This window comes from Amycolatopsis sp. cmx-4-54 (assembly GCF_046548895.1).
In the GTDB taxonomy this organism is placed as follows: Bacteria; Actinomycetota; Actinomycetes; order Mycobacteriales; family Pseudonocardiaceae; genus Amycolatopsis.
In genome coordinates, this window is record NZ_JAEBEJ010000008.1 from 367168 (window position 1) to 384473 (window position 17306).

Consider the following 17306-nt stretch of genomic DNA (forward strand, 5'->3'; position numbering starts at 1 on the left):
AGTTCAGGGCAGAAATTTTCGTAGATTTGACGCTATCCTTCCGGTTTCAGCAAGGCTTAGTTCGGCGACCTCACCCCAGTCGGTCCCCCCATCCGGTAGTGTGCCAGCGATATGGAAGTGAACGTGTGGAATCGTCTGATCTGCGGATACTCCATTGTTTTGCCATATGGCTATTCCGCTGCTTTCGGTAAACTCCGCCACGGCTCGCGATACGCGAATCATATGTGACATCAGTGCCGTTCCCTCGGCTTCATTGAGGTCTAGGACGGTCTCGCGGTGATTTACCGGAATCACGAGGACGTGACCTAGTCCACGTTGTTCGCGTGTAATCAGGGCGGCTGAGAGTTCTCGCCGTTCAAGGATTGTGAAAGGTCGGCGACCTGCCAGGTAGTCGCAGAACGCGCACCCTGGCGTATGGGGAATTTGAATGCTGCTGTCGGCGGTGTTCATGTCGAAGAGTTTAGCGAGGTTAGGAAGCGCTGGAAGTCAAGCATGTCGATCCTTTCCGCATCTTCGGGTCGCACAAAAATATCGAGTCTCTCGCAGACCCTCGAATGCCTGGAAGCAAGTAAAAATGAGAGTGCCACAAACCTAATTGAGTCCTGGGCCGGGAGTATTTGCGAGATTCTCGACTGTCCTCCGCCGATTATTGGCATTGCAACGGGGTCCCCGTTCGCTCGATTGCGCACCTCGTCCCATAAGTTGGTCAAGCTTCTCCATAGTCCATCAATGCTTGCTTGGGCCCGATTCTCGCTGTCCATCTCTGAGTATGCGACGCAAAAGTAATGCTGTCTCTTGTTTTGGAGTGTCGCAACTGTTCCTATCGGGTAAACCGCGCGCTTTCCGTGCTTTTCAATCGTTCCAATCGGAGAGAAGCGAGACAATGCGCCTGCAAGCTCGGCGTCAAGAGACTGCACGTCGTGGTGATAAATGCGTGCTAGAAATTGACCTTGTATGCTGGTTTGAGCAATGACATGCGGAACTGAGGTATCAAACGTGCTGGTCATGCCAATTACTAGATTCTCGGGTGAGGAGAAGAGGTCTCCCACTAGCAGTCTTATTTCTGTTTTCGGTGAAGAGTAGGACTGTTCGATGGGCCGAGGCCAGGATCTGACGAGACCATAGATCGCCGCTGCAGCTAGGAGGATAAGTGAGATTGGAAGGTTAATCTTAGATATTGCGTTCGGGTTGATTACATCATAGAGGCCAAGCGTAATCGCCTCGAATCCGACTGCTGCAAAGGTTCTTGTAGAAAACGTTAGCCAGAACCGCTTGGTCTTTAGATCGCTCTTAATCCTTTCGATCACAGTCCAAGGGCCTTGTACTCGTCGGGCGTATAGTAGTAGTTCCCTTTGCGTCCGATGGACGTGTATTTGGGTGCATAATCGTCGAGAGCGTGCATAATTATGCGGGGCTGGAAAGATGTCGTCATAGTGTAATAGTTGGCGTCTAGAAATGGTTGCGGGATAAATCCAGTTTTTACGGTTCGAGTTCCGTCAATGTTCGCGACGACTACTGGTAGGTTCAGTTCAAGGATCACTTTAACCTCGTGGGCGAGGAACGAAGTGCCGTTACTTCCCTTGCGTCGAGCCGTCTCGCTGCCGATCAATACTACTTGCTTGGCTGTATTTGTGAGGCGTTGTCGAAGTCGGGCCTTGATGGTCTCAGGAAGACTATTGTCGCGCGCCTGAAAGAGGTCATGTGAATCAAAGAAAGAGAACTCAATCTTTTGGTTTTCGCGCCAAGCTTCCATCATGCGGTACATGTGAATATCCTCGCTGGCGAAAGCGACATACGTTTTGTTTCTGTAGCCCATCGATTTCTCCTACTCTGGCCGGTATTCCTTTGGTTGAGTGCCTTGCCGAACTTGGCTCTATGGGATCAAGGCGCGCCGCCGTCGGCGGCGCGCTGGTCACCTTGCGTCCGCGTCTCGCCTGCGGGCGCACCTTGCCCGACACGGCGGGCTGCCGCTCCGCTCCGCCCACCGGCCGGGCGGTGCGCCCGCTGCCGCCGTGGACAGGTGTAGCCGCCGCCAGCGGCGCGCAGGTACGCAATGAGCACGTCGGCCTCCTCGCTCAGACGATCGTGCTCAGAGGTCGCGAACGGACGAACCGCTGTTACGCGGAGCCATCGCCCCGATGCCAGATCGTCACAACGGCCGTCACGCCGCGTCAAGGCGGGAAAGCGTGCCTTGACCCGACGAGACGGCCGCGTGGATGGCTTCGTATCGGGGAGATGGGGGAGGAGTGGTCAGGCCGTCTCCAGGCCGTCAGACGTCGGGCAGGGGTGAGAACACGCGAGAAGTGTCCAGCCCTATCCGCGCAGGTCAGCGGCCAAAAGCAGCGATCATCACGAGGTCAGCGAAACCCCGGAGCCATAAGATCAACATGTAGCCCCCCCGGGTCCGGGGGTCGTGAGTGGTAAGTGTCGTTCTAACGACCGGAACCACTCACGACCACCTGAACCCAGGCGGCGGTTTCGCGTGATCCGGCGGACAACACGCGTGACTGGATGGACGACACGCGTGACTGGATGGACGACACGCGTGACTGGATGGACGACACGCGCGCGACGGGGGTTCGCCGCGAGTCGTCCGTCTGGACACGCGTGTCGTCCATCTGATCACGCGAGTCGGCCGTCCAGTCACGCGAGACGGCCGTTTGCGCACGGCGGTGGCGGCGGGCGCTAGCGTCCCGAGACACTCTCGACACACGGACCAGACGTTGCGAAAGCCACTTTCGCAACCTTCAACGTTGCGAAAGTGGCTTTCGCAACGCCCCGGAGCCGCCGGGAGCCACACCGGCCAAGTGGGTCGTGAGTGGTAAGTGACGCTAGAACGACACTTGCCACTCACGACCCACCCGCCCCAACGCCCACCGCAGTCCGCCCACCCAGCGCAAGTAGTCGACTAATTGCGGTAGCGCGCTACAGCGTGTGGGTGGCGATCAGTTGGCCGATGGCGCGGATGTCCGAGCCCCGGAACTCCAGGCGCACGTTCCCCAGGCCGCTGAACCAGAGGTCCAGCTCGGCATCGAGGTCGAAGGTGCCCGCGGTTTCGATCGAGAAGGCCTGGATCCTGTTGTAAGGCAGCGAAGTGAAGTCCTTCTTCTTGCCCGTCATGCCTTGGACGTTCACCGCGATCAGCCGCTTGTTCGTGAACACCACGAAGTCGCGCACCGCCTTGAACGACGAGATGATCTCCTCGCCGGGGATGATGATCGGCTGCACCGTGGGCGCGATGTCCTTCGGCTTGCACGGCGTGAGTTTGAAGACGGTGTCCTTGGAGAAGTCAATCATGTGGTCCAACATACGGACGAACGCGACACCGGGACCCGTCCCCGGCGGCGTCCCTCATAATGCCGGGGACCAGGAGGAGGCACGATGAAGCGGCTCACGACGACGCACGAGAGCCTCGCGCTCGGCGTGCCGCCGTCGGCTCCCGGCGCGGTGTTCGCGCTCACCCTCGCGGGCGGCGTGTCCGTCGACCCCGGGGAGGGCGGCGAGATCACGTTCGGGCGTAATCGGCCGCAGGTCGACGTCTGTGTGGGGGAGAACGACCTGCAGGTCAGCCGCAGGCACGGGCTCCTGAACTTCACTGGCGGCCAATGGTGGGTCAGCAACACCGGCCAGCTGCCCATCCGCTTGCCGAATTCCCGCTGGCTGTCCCGCGGCGAGGAGCCGATCCCCCTGTCGGACGGGTACACGCCGCTGTTCGTCCGCGGTTCGGGCAGGCGGGAGCACCTGCTCGAGTTGTATGTTGCGGGTCCCGAGGGAGGGCAGCCCGTCACCCGGCACGACGACGTCACCGTCCCGCCCCGCCGCTGGCGCCTCAGCGCGGAAGAACGCCTGGTCCTGGTCGTTTTCGGGCAGCGGTATCTGCTGCACGACCTCAATCCGCAGCCGCTGTCCCGTCAGCAGACGGCCGAGGTGCTCACCGAGCTCCGGCCCGGTGAGACGTGGACCGCGCGCCGCGTCGAGCACGTCGTCATCGACGTCCGGGCGCGGCTGTCCGCCGGCGGCGTTTTCGGTCTGCGGCGCGAAGAAGTCGGCGAGCCGGTCGGCAACGCGTTGAACGACAACCTGTTGCGAGAGCTCGTGCTGTCCACGACCCTCGTCCCGCCGGATCTCGCCCTGCTCGAGGCGCTCGACTGAGCGTGTCCACAGAGGACGGTCAGCTCACGCCTTCCATCGCCGTCTTGGCGACGTCGCTCCCTCTTTCCGCCTCGCCCGCGACCTTCACCAGTGCCGCCGTCGCCTGGTCCCGGCTCTCTTCCGCCTTCACGCGCCCCGCCGAGGCCGCGTTCACGCCGAAGAAGGCGCCCACCACGGTGCCGATCACCGTTCCCGCCGCGGTGATCACCGCCGTGACGTCGGAGGTGTTCGGGTACCGCCAGACCGCCGCGACCGCGATCACCGCGAGCGCGCTCAGCCCCGCCAGCACCGTCATGAATCCGTAGTTCTTGCTCATGGCCCGCTCCCTTCAGGCTCTACGCGCCATGCTTCGCCCGAACGCCGCCCTTCGTTACGGCAAAAGGCCGGACCGTTATCCGTCGAGCTCGAAACGGATGTCGTGCGCTGCACCCGGCACTACGAATTCCAGGAGCCGTGCGCCCTCCTCGGCGATCGAATCCTGATCCCGCAACGGGTTCCGCGATTCGATCGTCAATGTCGCCCCTTTGATCGCCCAGATGGCCAGGAATTCACCATCGACGAGCAAAGTGCCCCGGCGGCCGCCGTTTCCCGGCGGCAACGGAACACGGCGGCCGTCGGGGATCACCCGAACGCGGTCGGCGTGGGAGAGCAGGACGTTGTCGTACTCGGGCAGGAACCGGGGCGGCGCCGGGGTTTCCGGGTCGGGGCGCGGTGCGCCGGGGAGGTCGAACAGCTCCTTCCCTTCGACGTCGGTGAAGGTGACCAGCTTGGGCCGCAGTCGCTCGAAGACCTCTTTCAACCGAGTCAGCCCCGACCAGACCTGCGCGTCGCGGACGGTCGCCGGGCCGAACGCCGCGAGATAGCGCAACACCAGGTCGTCGAGGGAGATGCCGTCCGTGATCGGTGCGCCGGCCCAGTCTTCGAGCAGGGCGAACGCGGCCGGGCCGGTTTGGCCCCACAGGCCACGCGGAGTCACGTGCGCGAGCGGGAGCAGGCTGTTGACCGCGTACGCGAGGGTCTGCGGGTCGGCGTCCGGCCATCGAGGCGCCAGCGCGGTCCGGATCTCGGCGCGCGTGCGAGGCCGTTCGGCCAGCAGGGCCTTCCCCGCTTCGGCGATCGCGGCGAGGTCGAGTCCGGCGACCTCCCGCGAGTAATGGCCGAGGAAACCGCGCTCGACCACCGCTTTGACGGTCGGCCACAGGGCGAGGCCGTCGGCGGCCGTGACCAGGTGGACCGTCCCGCGCATCAGCGTCGACCGGACGACCTCGCGGGCGGCCAGCGGTTTCGCCAGCTCGTCCACCTGGAAGTCCCGAAGCCGCGACCACAGCCCGACATAGGACGAGTCGGGGGCCTGAGCCTGGAGACCGGCCAGCCGCTCGATCGCGGTGACGGCGGGAAGATCGGCGCGTTCGAGCAGGAGCTGCCTGGCCAGAGTCGCGCGGTTGAGGGCCCGGGGGCTCAGCCGCTCCATCGTCAGACGCACTTTCGCAGGAAGGAACGGAGATCTTCGTCGAACAGACCGGGGACTTCCATCGCCGGGAAGTGGCCGCCGGTGTCGTACTCGGACCAGCGTTCCACCGGGCCGTCCTGCAGGCTCCGGATCGTGGAGTCCCCGGCGAAGACGGCGATCGCCCGCGGCGGCCCGGCAGGCGCTTCGTCCCAGCCGCCTTGCGACATCTGCCGGTACACCTCCATGCCTTCGTACACGGCGTGCGCGGAGGAGGCGCCCGCGCCGGTGAACCAGTACAGGCTGACCGCGGTCAGCAGGTGGTCGCGATCGACGGCGTCGTCCGGCAGCGCCTTCGCCGGATCGGTCCATTCGGCGAACTTCTCGACGATCCACGCGAGCTGGCCGGTGGGGGAGTCGTTCAGCGAATAGGCCAGCGTTTGCGGCCGGGTCGCCTGAAGGTGCAGGTAGCCGAGGCCGTCGGACTGGAACCGGTTGAAGCGTTCGCCGCGCTCGCGGTCCTTGCCGTCGAGGCCGTCCAGCTCGACGGCCGGCCCGAACGGCATCCCCGCGCTAGTCCCGGTGAGGTGCGCGCCGACCACACGGTGCGGGGCGATCATCGACAGGATGCCCGCGACACCGGCGCCCGCATCCGTGCCGTGGACGCCGAAGCGCTCGTAGCCGAGGCGGTCCATCAGCGTGGCCCACGCCTGGGCGACGCGGAACAGGTTGCCCCAGCCGGTGCCGCTCACCGGGTTCGAGAATCCGTAACCGGGCAGGGACGGGATGATCAGGTGGAACTCGGCGGACAGTTCGTCGACGACCTGCCGGAATTCGAACGGTGAGCTGGGCCAGCCGTGCGTGAGGAGCACCGGCAGCGCGTCCGGGGCGGTCGAGCGGATGTGCAGGAAGTGGATGATCTGGCCGTCGATCTCGGTGGTGAACTGCGGGAACTCGTTCAGTTCCGCTTCCTGCGCACGCCAGTCGAAGCCGTCGGCCCAGTACTCGGCCAACCCCTTGAGATAGGCGACCGGGACACCTCGGCGCCAGTCGCCGGTGACCTCGCGGGGCCAACGGGTGCGGTTCAGGCGGTCCTTGAGGTCGTCGAGTTCGGCCTGGTCGACGGCGATGCGGAAGGGCTTGATCTCAGTCATGGGGCTAGATTAGGAACGATTGCGGAAAGGTTCGTTCCGCGATTGCGGACAGGGTGGGATTCATGGCGGAAACTTCGGCGAGACTGTTGCGACTCCTGTCGTTGCTGCAGGCCAGGCGCACCTGGACGGGCCCGGAACTGGCGGACCGGCTCGACGTGACCACCAGGACCATCCGGAACGACGTCGAGCGCCTTCGTGGCCTGGGCTATCCGGTCGACGCCACGCCCGGCGTCTCCGGTGGTTACAGCCTGGGCGCCGGTGCGGCGATGCCCCCGCTGCTGCTCGACGACGAAGAGGCCGTCGCGGTCGCGATGGGCCTGCGGACGGCCGCGGGCGGCACGATCGCCGGGATCGAGGAGACGTCGGTGCGCGCGCTGGCGAAACTGGAGCAGGTGCTGCCGTCGCGGCTACGGCACCGAGTCGCGGCGCTGAATTCCGCGACGCTCGCGGTGCAAGGCGGCGGGCCGACGGTCGACGCCGAGGTGCTCGCGGCCATCGCCGCCGCCTGCCGCGACCGCGAGACCCTGCGCTTCGATTACGTGGGGCACAACGGATCCGAGACGCGGAGGCAGGTGGAGCCGCATCGCGTCGTGCATATGAGCCGCCGGTGGTACCTCGTCGGCTGGGACGCCGACAAACAGGACTGGCGCACGTTCCGCGCCGATCGGGTGCGGCCGCGCACTCCCAACGGACGGCGTTTCGAGGAGCGCGAACCACCCGAAGGTGGCGTGATCGCTTACCTCCAACGTGGCGTCGGTGCCGCGTTGTGGCGGCACCACGCCACGATCCGGCTGCACGCCCCGGCCGCCGAAGCCGCGGTGAAGGTGCCGCCCGCCGTCGTCGTCGAAGCCGTCGACGAGCGGACCTGCCTGCTCAAAGCCGGTGCGGACACGCTGGAGTACCTGGCGCTCTACCTTGGCCTGCTCGACGCCGACTTCGAGGTCGTCGACTCACCGGAATTCGCCGGGCACCTGCGCAAACTGATCGGCCGGTTCAGTCGTGCGGTGGACGCTTGACGTCGAAGACCAGCTCCGGGCGCTCCCAGGTGATCTTCGGCGGGCTGGGCGGCACGACGCCGACGCGGCGGGCGCCCATCCGCTCGTAGAAGCCGGCGGCCGGCGGATGGGAGACGACACGGATCTCGGTCATGCCCAGATCCGCGGCCTGCCCGAGCATGTGCTCCACCAGCCACGCACCGATCCCCGTGCCCTGGGTCGAATCGGCGACGAACAGCAGGTCCAGCTCGGCCGGGTACTCGATCAGGCTGTAGAAACCGACCACTTCCCGCTGCGCGTGCGCGACGAACGCGGGATGAGTGGCGAGATAGTCCTCCGTGACCTGGTAGTTCTCGAGGATCGACGCGTACTCCCCTTGGTAGGCGGCCGATTCGTGCATCAGCGCCGTCAGCCTGGCGGCGTCGGAAGCGCTTGCCCTGGAGATGCGGTAGCTCGTCACGAGCGCAGCTTAGAACGTCACACCGACAGTTCTTGACCTCCAGCTATCTGGAGGTATGAGGCTGGGTTCCGCAGCAGGCGAACTGGAGGAAAAGATGATGAAAGCGGCCGCGTTCACGGAAGCCGGTGGCCCGGAAGTGCTCCGGGTGCTGGAGCTGGAGGAGCCGCACGCCGGGGCGGGGGAGGTCCGGGTGCGGGTGAAGGCGGCGGGGGTGCAGCCGTACGACGCGGCCGTTCGGGCGGGCTGGGAACCCGCGGGCCTCGAGCTGCGTTGGCCGCGTGTCCCGGGGAACGAGTTCGCCGGGGTCGTCGACGAGGTCGGTTCCGGGGTTACCGGCCTCGTCGCGGGGGCCGAGGTGCTCGGGTTCACCGCCGTGCAGGCGTACGCCGAGTACATCGTGGTGCCCGCGGAGAACGTCACGCCGAAGCCGGCGGAGATGCCGTGGGAGGTCGCGGGCGGGTTCACGGCGGGGACCCAGACGGCGTACCTGGCGCTGGACGCGCTGCGGGTCGCCCGCGGCGAGACGCTGCTGATCCACGGGGCGGCCGGTTCGGTGGGCACGGCCGCGGTCCAGCTCGCCGCGCTGCGCGGTGCGAGGGTGATCGGGACGGCGAGCGAGGCGAACCAGGAGTATGTCCGTTCGCTCGGCGCCGAACCGGTGGTCTACGGGGACGGCCTCGCCGAGCGGGTGCGCGCCCTCGCGCCGTCCGGCATCGACGCGGCGCTGGACGGCGCGGGCGGGGTCGCCTTCGATCTTTCGCTGGAACTGGTCGGGGATCCGGACCGCGTGCTCACGCTGGTCGAGCACGGCCGCGCGCCCGAAACGGGCGCGCGGCTGGTCACCGGGACGCGGACGGCCGAGCGGCTGGGGATGCTGGCGTCGTTGTACGCCAAGGGGGAATTGCGTTTCCTGGTGCGGCGGACGTATCCGTTCAGCGAGGCCGCGGCGGCGCACCGGGAGATCGAGACCGGGCACGGACGGGGGAAGGTCGTACTGACCTTCCCCTAGGCACCCCGCAGCTTCCGGATCACCCCGCGTACCACCAGCGGCGTCACGATCGCCAGGAACAACACCAGCGCCGCCCAGCCCCCGAAACCGCCGAACCCGCCCTCGTCGTAGGACGCCGGTGCGGCGTCCCGCCAGTTCTTCGAGCCGCCGCCCGCCGATTCCTCGTCGGGGTTCGCCGTCGCGGTCGCGGTCTTGTCGCCGGTGGCCGGGCCGTTCGCGGGCCCGGCCGACTTGCTCGGCCCGGCGGCACCCGGCCCGGCCGCGGGTTTGCCGTTCGGATTGAGGATCCCGGCGGTCACCAGCGGGTCGGGCGGGCTGGTGGCACCCGCGCCGAGGCTGCCGCGGAAGGTGGGGTTGGCGCAGTTGCCCGCGTTGAGCTGTTTCGGCGGTTGCCCGGTGAGCCGCGCGTTGGAGTTCATGATCTCTTGCGACAGGTTCGGCGGCAGCGGCGAGTAGCCGATCCGGGCCATGTTGATCTGGCCGTCGCACGCGACGTGTTCGAGGAACGCGGTCATCGTGTCGGTCTTGCCCTGGTCGCCGTAGCCGCCGCGGCAGGTGTCCCGGCCGCTCGTACAGGGCATCATGATGTAGGAGTACGCCGAAATGGGGTACGTCTTCGGGTCCGCGTTCGAGTAGACCTTGTCGAGTTTCTGGCTGAGGTCCGGGCGGAGTTCCGCGAACTTCAGCGCGGAGGCGATGTTCTCCGCGTAGGGCTGCGTGTATTGACCAGCACCGTTCTGCACCCATGCCGACGGGACGTTGTGACGCTGCGCGTAGGCGAATTCGTCGTAGGCGATGGAGAACGGGATGGTCGCTTTGCCGATGGCCTGCGCGATCTGGTCCGAGTCCGCGAGCAGCCGGTACCAGTCGGCGTCCGGTCCTCGTTCGGGCAGCTGGATCGGGCGCACCCCGGCGGGCAGGCTGCCCATCCCGTTGCCGACGTTGCGGGCGACGAAGCGCTGGTAGGCGTCCGGTGCCGCATGCGCGATGAAGTCGTAGAACAAGGCCGTCGTCCCGGACTGCCCGGTCCGCCCGACCAGCGTGATGGGCTGATCCGGCAGCGACTTCCCGCCGTTGGTCGCGGTGATCGCCGGATCGCTCCAGCGGGTGATGTCCCGGCTGAAGATGCGGCCGATCGCCTCGCGGGTGAGGTGCAGGTAATCGACCCGCTTCCCGGCCTGGTCGGTGACGTTGTACATGACGGCGACCGCGCCGGCCACGTCCGGAACGTACTGGTAGCCGCGGGTCTGCGCGGTCACGCCGCCACCGCCGGCCGCGAGGAGCGAGGAGACCTCGGCTTCGGTCCCGCCGAAGTCGACCGTCCGGTCGCCGTACTGGTTGACCCCGGCGGGCGAGTTGGTGGCCGAGTAGTTGACCGGGATACCCCGCGACGTCGCACCGTTCTGCCAGTCGGTCATCGCCACGCCGACGTAGCTGGACCCCGAGCCGGTGACCCTGCTGAGCGCCGCCGCGCCGGGCGCGCCCGCCACGGAGATCGAGAGCAACAGCGCCGAGATCCCACCCAAAGCGCCCACTCTGCGCAAGGTCGTCATCCGAACCGCCCGTTCACGTAGTCGAAGGTGCGTTCGTCCGACGGCGCGTTGAAGATCGTGTCCGTCGGACCGTGCTCGATCACCCGGCCGGGTTCGTTCTCGGCCGCGAGGAAGAACGCGCAGTGATCCGAAACCCGTTGGGCCTGCTGCATGTTGTGCGTGACGATCACGACGGTCACCTCGTGCCCGATCTCGGCGATCGTCTGCTCGATCCGCCGGGTGGACGTCGGGTCGAGGGCGGAGCAGGGCTCGTCCATCAGGAGCACGTTCGGCTGCACCGCGAGCGAACGGGCGATGCAGAGCCGCTGCTGCTGCCCACCGGAGAGGGCGCCGCCGGGGGAGCTCAGCCGGTCGCGGACCTCACGCCACAGCCCGGCGCGTTCGAGACTCTGTTCCACGAGCGCGTTCTTGTCGTCGCATTTGACGCCGGCGAGTTTCAGCCCGGCGAGCACGTTGTCCCGGATGGACATCGCCGGGAACGGGTTCGGCTTCTGGAACACCATGCCGATGCGCAGCCGGACCTGCTGCGGGCGGGTTCCGTCGGCGTAGATGTCCTGGCCGTCCAACAGGACCTCACCGGTCAGCGACGCCGACGGGACGAGCTCGTGCATCCGGTTGAGGATGCGCAGGAAGGTCGACTTGCCGCAGCCCGACGGGCCGATCAGCGCGGTCACCTCTTTGGCGGGCATCCGCAACGACACGCCTTCGAGGACCAGCCGGTCGCCGAACCAGGCGCCGATCTCCCGCGACTCGAGTTCGGCCGCGCCGGGCGGCGGGCCGCCGGTCAAGGTGACCTGAGGCCTGCCGTCGGCGTCGCGGGGAGTGAGATAGCCGGTGGAGTACGGGTTTTCCCCGCTATCGTCCACAGTGGACAATTCGGTGGTGTCGGTCACCGGTTCTCCTTCGTTCTTTTCGCCTTGCGCTTCGACCGGTCACGCCCGACGATCCTGGCGATCGCGAACAGGCCGAAGATGAGCAGGATCAGCACGAGCGCGCCGACGTAACCGCGCTGCTGGACGTTTTCCAGCGGCTGCTTGATGAAGCGGAAGATGAACAGCGGGATGCTCTCCTGTGGCGCGGAGAACGGGTTGGCGTTCATCGCGAGCGAGCCGAACGAGGTGAACAGCAGCGGTGCCGTTTCGCCCGCCACCCTGGCGATGCCGAGGATCACGGCGGTGGTGACGCCGGTGCGCGCGGTGGGCAGGACCACCGACCACACCGTCCTCGCCCGGCTCGCGCCGAGTGCCAGTGACGCCTCGCGCAGGCCGTCCGGTACCAGCCGGAGCACCACGTCCACGGTCCGCGTCACCGTCGGCAGCATGACCATCGTCAGTGCCAGGGTGGCCATCAAACCGTTGTAGCTGAACAGTCCCACGCCCGCCTGGATACCCGGGATGATCAGCGCCGCGTAGATGAACAGGCCCGCCACGATCGACGGGAGACCGCTCATCGCGTCGACCATGATCCGCACCGGGCGGCGGAACCGCGACCGGGTCTCGTTCAGGAAGATCGCGGTGAGCACGCCCAGCGGCACGACGAACACCAGGGTCAAGGCGGTCTGCTGAAGGGTGCCGACGACCGCGTGCAGACCGCCGGTCGCGGTGACCGGATCCGTCGGCGCGACAGCGGACATGTCGTGGGTGAAGAAGCCGAGACGCAGGTACGGCGCGCCCTCGATCACGATGTAGGTCAGCAGGAACAGCAACGGGACGAGCAGGGTGAGCGCCCCGGAGACCACGATCGTCGAGACGAGCCGGTCCGACGCGGCGAGCCTGCCCAAGCGGTCGCGGGTGACCAGGTAGAGCATCGCCAGGTACAGCACGTAGGCGACGATCAGATCCGCCAGCCAGCCGGGGGACTCCAGCAGCAGATGCATGACGAACCAGGTGAGCAGGGTGGCCGACACCGCGCAGCCGAGCGCCGCCAGCCGGTCCTGCCTGGTGGTCTCCGACGGACGGCGTTTGACGAGTTTGCGCGGGCCGGATGAGACGGGGGGAGTGACTGTCGTGGTCATCAGGCGTCCACTCCCGCACCGGACCGGCTCTTGGAGATGATCACCGACGCGGTGAAGTTCGTGGCCAAGGTGAAGATGAAGAGCACCAGGCCCGCCGCCATCAGCCCGGACAGGAAGAGCCCTGACGCGCCGGAGTTGTTGGCGATGAACCCGGAGATGGTCGCGCCGCCGAACTGGAGGATGTGCTGCGTGATCTCCGGAACCTGGGGCAACAGCAGGGAAACGGCGATCGTCTCGCCGAGCGCGCGGCCGAGCCCGAGCATCGAACCGCCGATGATGCCGCCCTTGCCGAAGGGCAGCATGACCGTTTTGACCATCCCCCACCGGGTACTGCCCAGCGCGAGCGCCGCTTCCTTTTCCCCGGGCGGAGTCTGCGCGAAGACCTCACGGATCACCGAGGTCGTGATCGGGAGGACCATCAGGGACACCACCAGCCCGGCGATGAACATGGACTGGATGAAGAGCGTGTTCTCCTTGGACGCGAACAGCGGGAACCAGCCGAGGTTCTCGGTCAGCCACGTCGAAACCGGGACGATCTGCGGGCCGAGGAAGCTGAAGCCCCACAGGCCGTACAACAGGCTGGGGATGGCGGCGAGCAGGTCGACGAGGCCGGTGAGGAAACCGCGCACCCGGCCGCTGGAGTACTCGGTGATGAACAGCGCGGCCAGGATGCTCAGCGGCACGGCGACGAGGACCGCGATGAGCGCGACCACGATCGTCCCGTAGAGCAGGCCCAGAACGCCGAGTACCCCGGAGGCCGGGTCGAACCGGATGGTGGTGAAGAACCCGAAACCGCTGTTGTCGAAGGCGGGCCCGGACCGGTAGACCAGGAAGAAGCCGATGACCAGAAGGATTCCCAGCATGGCCAGCCCGGCGCCGGTGGTGACCCGGCGGAACGCCCGGTCGGCCCGGGAAAGGACTTCGGTGATCACCCGCCGCACCGGGATTCCCGGTGGGGGCGGGTCGGGCCGGGGTGGCGCGACGGTCACGAGCGGCCTTCCTTCGTATCGGGTGAGTGAACGAGTTCAGGGCACACCACGTCGCCCCTCGATGCGGCCAGTATGTGGTGCCCGAAACCGCGAAAGGTGTCCAAGCGGAGAACGCCCGACGGGGCGCGTGTGAATCTGTGCCGGGGCGGGTCCGGGGGCGGTTGACCCCGAACGGGTGACTCGGGGACGTTGGTCTCGGCGCGGCTCGTGATCGAGTCCCGCTCTCCGTCGTATGCCCGCGCACCTTGGGAGTCGTCCGTGTTCTTCGTCCGCGCAAGACAAGTCGGGATCTTGCTGATCTGCGGGGTGCTGATGGTCACGGGGGTGTCCGTCCCCGCGGCGCAGGCGCAAGCGCCGGCGAACCCGCCGTACACCCTCAAAACCGAGCCCGCCGATCTGTCGGCGGCGCGGAACGGCGACCCGGTGCGGATCACGGTGTCGGGATTGGCGAGCGGTGCGCAGGCTTCGCTGAGAGTCTGTCCCAAGACCTTGCCGGACAATCTGATCAAGGTCGCCGGAAAACCGCCTTGGGCGCGGGACAACAGCGTCAGCGCGCGCGTCCGTGCCTACTGCGGAGAGCTGAAGGACGAGTTCATCGCGAACGCGGCGCATATGGACAGTGCCACCGGCCGCCGGAGCAGCAGGACCGGTGACATCGTCATCGACACCCAAATCCCGCTCGGCGCCTCCACGCCGAAACCGATCATCTGGGACCCGCTCTACACCACCTTCAACAAGAACGCCGAAGGCCAGGCGGACAAGCCGCCCACCGTTTCCTGGGCGGAGAATCCCGACGTCGTCGATCCGGTGACCGGTGCGAAGACCCGCAACAAGTACTCGTTCCGGTGCGACGAGAACAATCCGTGTTCGGTCGCGGTCACGATCACCGCGAAGAACGCGGACGGCGCGTTCGTGACCTGGATCGACAGCTCGATCGCGTTCACTCCGACGCAGCAGGCGATCGGCGTCGAAGGCTGTAAGGGCGCCGGTCAGAACACCATCAGCGCCAGCATGCCGGAGCGGCTGGGCCGCTCCGCGGTCGCTTGGAACCAGGCGCTCTGCGCGCCCACCCAGGCCGAACAGCCGGCGAACATCGTGAGCGAGACGGAGAACGCCGGTCTGACCGCGTTCGACAAGGGCACCTCGGATCTCGTGATCACCGGCAGCGGGAACGCGCTCGCCACCCAGACCGTCCGGGACCGGCAGTACATCCCGGTCGGGATCAACGCGGCGGTCGTGGCCGCGGTCGGCTGGTCGCCGACCGACACCGACGACAACGGGAGTTCGCTCAACGCGAAGTTCACCGGCACGCTCCGGTTCACGCATGACGAGGTGGCGAACATGGTCACCAAGGGGGGACAGCAACCCGATCTGGACGGCAGGGGCGGCATTTTCCGGAATGGAACCGCGCTGGTCGGCCGCAATCCGGGGCTCGCCGCCGTCACGAGGGAGAACGCGGCGAACGCGGCCAGCGCCAGGGCCGGCGCCGAGAGCCTGGATTTCTTCGGGGTGACCGGCGAATCCGGGCCGGGCACCGTTCCGCTCGCACTGAGCAAGGTCCTCGCCGGGGCGGCACCGTCGGCCTGGCTGTTCCCGAAGAAGGGCATCGAATACTTCGGTGAGCTTGACGGGAAATCGCCGGGGGTGATCTCCGATCTCAACGCGCTCGATCCCGGCGCCCGCTCGCTGCACAACGTCGACGCGAAAACCGGTCAGCTCGCGGTGCGCAAGACGGTGCAGAACGGTGTCGTGGGAACGGGATTCGTCTGCACCGGCGGCTGCATGAGCTGGGTCGTCACCGATCTCGCGACGGCGAGGGCCTACGGCTGGGCGCCGGTCGCGCTTCCGGACGGCAAGGGGAACTTCGTCGCGCCGACCAGGGAAAGCCTGCAGCTGGCAGCCGATTCGATGCAGGTCGGCGCGGACGGCACCGTGCAGCCGGGCACCGTGACCAAGGACGGCGCGTACCCGCTGACCTTCGTGGAATACCTGGCGGCGCCGGTCAATCCGTTGATCGACGCGACCTGCAAGCCGATGACCGAGAAGCAGGCGCAGCTGAAGGCGGTCGCCGAACTGGCGAGCGGCTATGGCCAGTCGCTGCTCCCGCCGGGGATGACCCCGTTGAGCCCTGGCCTGGCGGCCACCGTTTCCGCGCGAGTGGCCAAAATCGGCACCGGGACGGTCCAGGAAGCCTGTCAGGAAAGGGAAGAAGCGAAGAATCCACCTCCCGCGGGCGGGAACGGTGCCACGACGGCCGCCAATTCCTCGCTGGCCGGCCCGACCGGGGGAACGGGTTCGCCAGCCGGGACATCGGCGACGGCGGCCGCCACCGGGCCGGCCCCCGCGGCCGCGCCGACCCCGGAAAGCGTGCTGGCGGCCAAGAACCTCGCCGAGTCGATCGACATCCCGAAGTTCCCGGGGGCCGGCGTGCTGGGTGCGCTCATTCCCTTGGTGGCCTTGGTGATCCTGGCGACGCTGCCGTCCGCGACGGCGTATCTCGCCGCCGGGCGCCCGGTGCCGAGGTGGCTGGTCGTCGCCCTGGCCGAGATCGCCGCCGCGTTCGCGATGCTCTTCGGTCTCCTGCGGCGTAAGACGGCCGGAGGCGCGGCGTGAGCACCACCGTCGAAGGCAGGCATGCGGCACCCGAACCCGAGGCACGCTACCTGAGTTTCGGTCCGGGATGGATCGGCGCCGTCCTCGCCGCCTGGCTGGTCACCACCTTGGTGGCGCTGGCCCTGGTCGTCTACGCGCTGGGGCCGATGCTCCAGGCGGGCGACCAGCGGAAGGCACTGGGCGAGATCCGCGGCGAGATCGGTCTGGCGCTGGGTGCCAGTCAGAGCCTGTTCGGCGCCCCTCCGCCCACCGAACCGGTCGAGTTCGGGAAGCCGGTCGCCGTGCTGGAGATTCCCGCGCTGAAGCTGCAGCAGGTCGTCGTCGAAGGCGCATCGAGCGGGGAAACGGCGTCCGGACCTGGTCACGTGCCGGGGACCGCCGGTCCGGGGCAGCCGGGCAACGCCGCGATCGTGGCGCGCAACGCGGGTTACGGCGGTCCGTTCGGCTCGCTGGGGGCGCTGGAGCCCGGTGACGAAATCGTCGTCGCGACGACTCAGGGCAAATCCGTCTACCGCGTGACCGAAAAGGCCACTCGCCCGCTCGACGAGGGTGCCGACTACGGCAAGACGCAGAACGATCGGCTGACCTTGGTGACCTCCGCGTCCTGGTGGCCGCTGGCGTCGGCGGAAGCGACCGTGGTGACCGCGGTCCTGGAGGGCAGGCCGTTCCGGCCCACCCCGCAGAACGGCAAGGCGGACGCGCAGGACGGCCGGACCGGCGAGAGCGGCGCGTGGGCCGGTCTCGTACTGGCCTTCGGCGGATTCGTGGCGGCGGCGGCCGGGGCGACCTTCCTCTACCGCCGGTGGCGGCCGGTTTCCACCTACGTCATCACCGGTCCGGTGCTGCTCACTTTGGCGTCGCTGGCGGCTTTGGCGCTTTGGCGGCTTTTCCCCGCGTGGGCTTAGGCCGAGTCCTGGGAG

The 17306-nt window shown here is 67.2% G+C and carries 17 protein-coding genes; 5 read left to right on the forward strand and 12 right to left on the reverse strand.

Going from position 1 to position 17306, the window contains the following annotated elements; genetic code table 11:
* Positions 1-3 precede the first annotated feature (3 nt).
* The 4 genes from ACLJQ7_RS26985 to ACLJQ7_RS27000 form a co-directional block, all read right to left on the reverse strand.
* Entirely contained in the window at positions 4-450 is a 447-nt protein-coding gene (locus ACLJQ7_RS26985) for an HIT family protein (RefSeq protein ID WP_410650952.1), read from the reverse strand.
* On the reverse strand, positions 447-1307 hold the full coding sequence (locus ACLJQ7_RS26990; protein ID WP_410650953.1) for a macro domain-containing protein: 861 nt from the start codon (positions 1305-1307) through the stop codon (positions 447-449). The genes ACLJQ7_RS26985 and ACLJQ7_RS26990 overlap by 4 nt, the downstream gene beginning before the upstream one ends.
* Positions 1304-1816, reverse strand: coding sequence for a TIR domain-containing protein (locus ACLJQ7_RS26995; protein WP_410650954.1), 513 nt, complete (start codon positions 1814-1816; stop codon positions 1304-1306). Before ACLJQ7_RS26995 ends, ACLJQ7_RS26990 begins: the two co-directional genes overlap by 4 nt.
* 1109 nt (positions 1817-2925) lie before the next feature.
* Positions 2926-3297: a PH domain-containing protein gene (locus ACLJQ7_RS27000; protein ID WP_026467493.1), complete on the reverse strand. Its 372-nt coding sequence runs from the start codon at positions 3295-3297 to the stop codon at positions 2926-2928.
* Between the two features lie 84 nt (positions 3298-3381).
* On the opposite strand from ACLJQ7_RS27000, the gene ACLJQ7_RS27005 reads away from it, so the two are divergent.
* Positions 3382-4152, forward strand: coding sequence for an FHA domain-containing protein (locus ACLJQ7_RS27005; protein ID WP_410650955.1), 771 nt, complete (start codon positions 3382-3384; stop codon positions 4150-4152).
* A 19-nt stretch (positions 4153-4171) separates the two neighbouring features.
* Here ACLJQ7_RS27005 and ACLJQ7_RS27010 read toward each other — a convergent pair whose 3' ends face one another.
* From ACLJQ7_RS27010 to ACLJQ7_RS27020, 3 genes are all read right to left on the reverse strand, one after another.
* Positions 4172-4468 (reverse strand): hypothetical protein, encoded by a 297-nt coding sequence (locus ACLJQ7_RS27010; protein ID WP_034312745.1) that lies wholly within the window; start codon positions 4466-4468, stop codon positions 4172-4174.
* 75 nt (positions 4469-4543) lie between these two features.
* Positions 4544-5623 (reverse strand): winged helix DNA-binding domain-containing protein, encoded by a 1080-nt coding sequence (locus tag ACLJQ7_RS27015; protein ID WP_410650956.1) that lies wholly within the window; start codon positions 5621-5623, stop codon positions 4544-4546.
* Positions 5624-5625: 2 nt separating this feature from the next.
* A complete protein-coding gene (locus ACLJQ7_RS27020; protein ID WP_410650957.1) occupies positions 5626-6753 on the reverse strand; it encodes an epoxide hydrolase family protein in 1128 nt (375 codons plus the stop codon).
* 62 nt (positions 6754-6815) lie between these two features.
* On the opposite strand from ACLJQ7_RS27020, the gene ACLJQ7_RS27025 reads away from it, so the two are divergent.
* Positions 6816-7769 (forward strand): helix-turn-helix transcriptional regulator, encoded by a 954-nt coding sequence (locus ACLJQ7_RS27025; protein ID WP_410650958.1) that lies wholly within the window; start codon positions 6816-6818, stop codon positions 7767-7769.
* On the opposite strand, the gene ACLJQ7_RS27030 is transcribed toward ACLJQ7_RS27025, so the two are convergent.
* Positions 7747-8208 (reverse strand): GNAT family N-acetyltransferase, encoded by a 462-nt coding sequence (locus ACLJQ7_RS27030; protein ID WP_410650959.1) that lies wholly within the window; start codon positions 8206-8208, stop codon positions 7747-7749. The two genes, ACLJQ7_RS27025 and ACLJQ7_RS27030, sit on opposite strands and share 23 nt — an antisense overlap.
* Before the next feature lie 97 nt (positions 8209-8305).
* On the opposite strand from ACLJQ7_RS27030, the gene ACLJQ7_RS27035 reads away from it, so the two are divergent.
* Entirely contained in the window at positions 8306-9217 is a 912-nt protein-coding gene (locus ACLJQ7_RS27035; RefSeq protein WP_410650992.1) for an NADP-dependent oxidoreductase, read from the forward strand.
* Here the strand turns inward: ACLJQ7_RS27035 and ACLJQ7_RS27040 are convergent.
* From ACLJQ7_RS27040 to pstC, 4 genes are all read right to left on the reverse strand, one after another.
* A complete protein-coding gene (locus tag ACLJQ7_RS27040; RefSeq protein ID WP_410650960.1) occupies positions 9214-10770 on the reverse strand; it encodes a substrate-binding domain-containing protein in 1557 nt (518 codons plus the stop codon). The genes ACLJQ7_RS27035 and ACLJQ7_RS27040 overlap by 4 nt on opposite strands.
* Complete coding sequence (locus tag ACLJQ7_RS27045; RefSeq protein WP_034312994.1) at positions 10767-11558, reverse strand: phosphate ABC transporter ATP-binding protein; 792 nt, start codon at positions 11556-11558, stop codon at positions 10767-10769. The genes ACLJQ7_RS27040 and ACLJQ7_RS27045 overlap by 4 nt, the downstream gene beginning before the upstream one ends.
* Positions 11559-11659: 101 nt before the next feature.
* Positions 11660-12784: a phosphate ABC transporter permease PstA gene (gene pstA, locus ACLJQ7_RS27050; protein WP_410650961.1), complete on the reverse strand. Its 1125-nt coding sequence runs from the start codon at positions 12782-12784 to the stop codon at positions 11660-11662.
* Positions 12784-13773: a phosphate ABC transporter permease subunit PstC gene (pstC, locus tag ACLJQ7_RS27055; protein ID WP_410650962.1), complete on the reverse strand. Its 990-nt coding sequence runs from the start codon at positions 13771-13773 to the stop codon at positions 12784-12786. Before pstC ends, pstA begins: the two co-directional genes overlap by 1 nt.
* 258 nt (positions 13774-14031) lie before the next feature.
* Here pstC and ACLJQ7_RS27060 point away from each other — a divergent pair, with 258 nt between their 5' ends.
* Positions 14032-16386 carry a hypothetical protein gene (locus ACLJQ7_RS27060; protein ID WP_410650963.1) on the forward strand — a complete coding sequence of 785 codons (2355 nt, stop codon included), beginning with the start codon at positions 14032-14034 and terminating at the stop codon, positions 16384-16386.
* Positions 16383-17291 (forward strand): sortase, encoded by a 909-nt coding sequence (locus tag ACLJQ7_RS27065; protein ID WP_410650964.1) that lies wholly within the window; start codon positions 16383-16385, stop codon positions 17289-17291. Before ACLJQ7_RS27060 ends, ACLJQ7_RS27065 begins: the two co-directional genes overlap by 4 nt.
* The last annotated feature ends 15 nt before the right edge of the window (positions 17292-17306 follow it).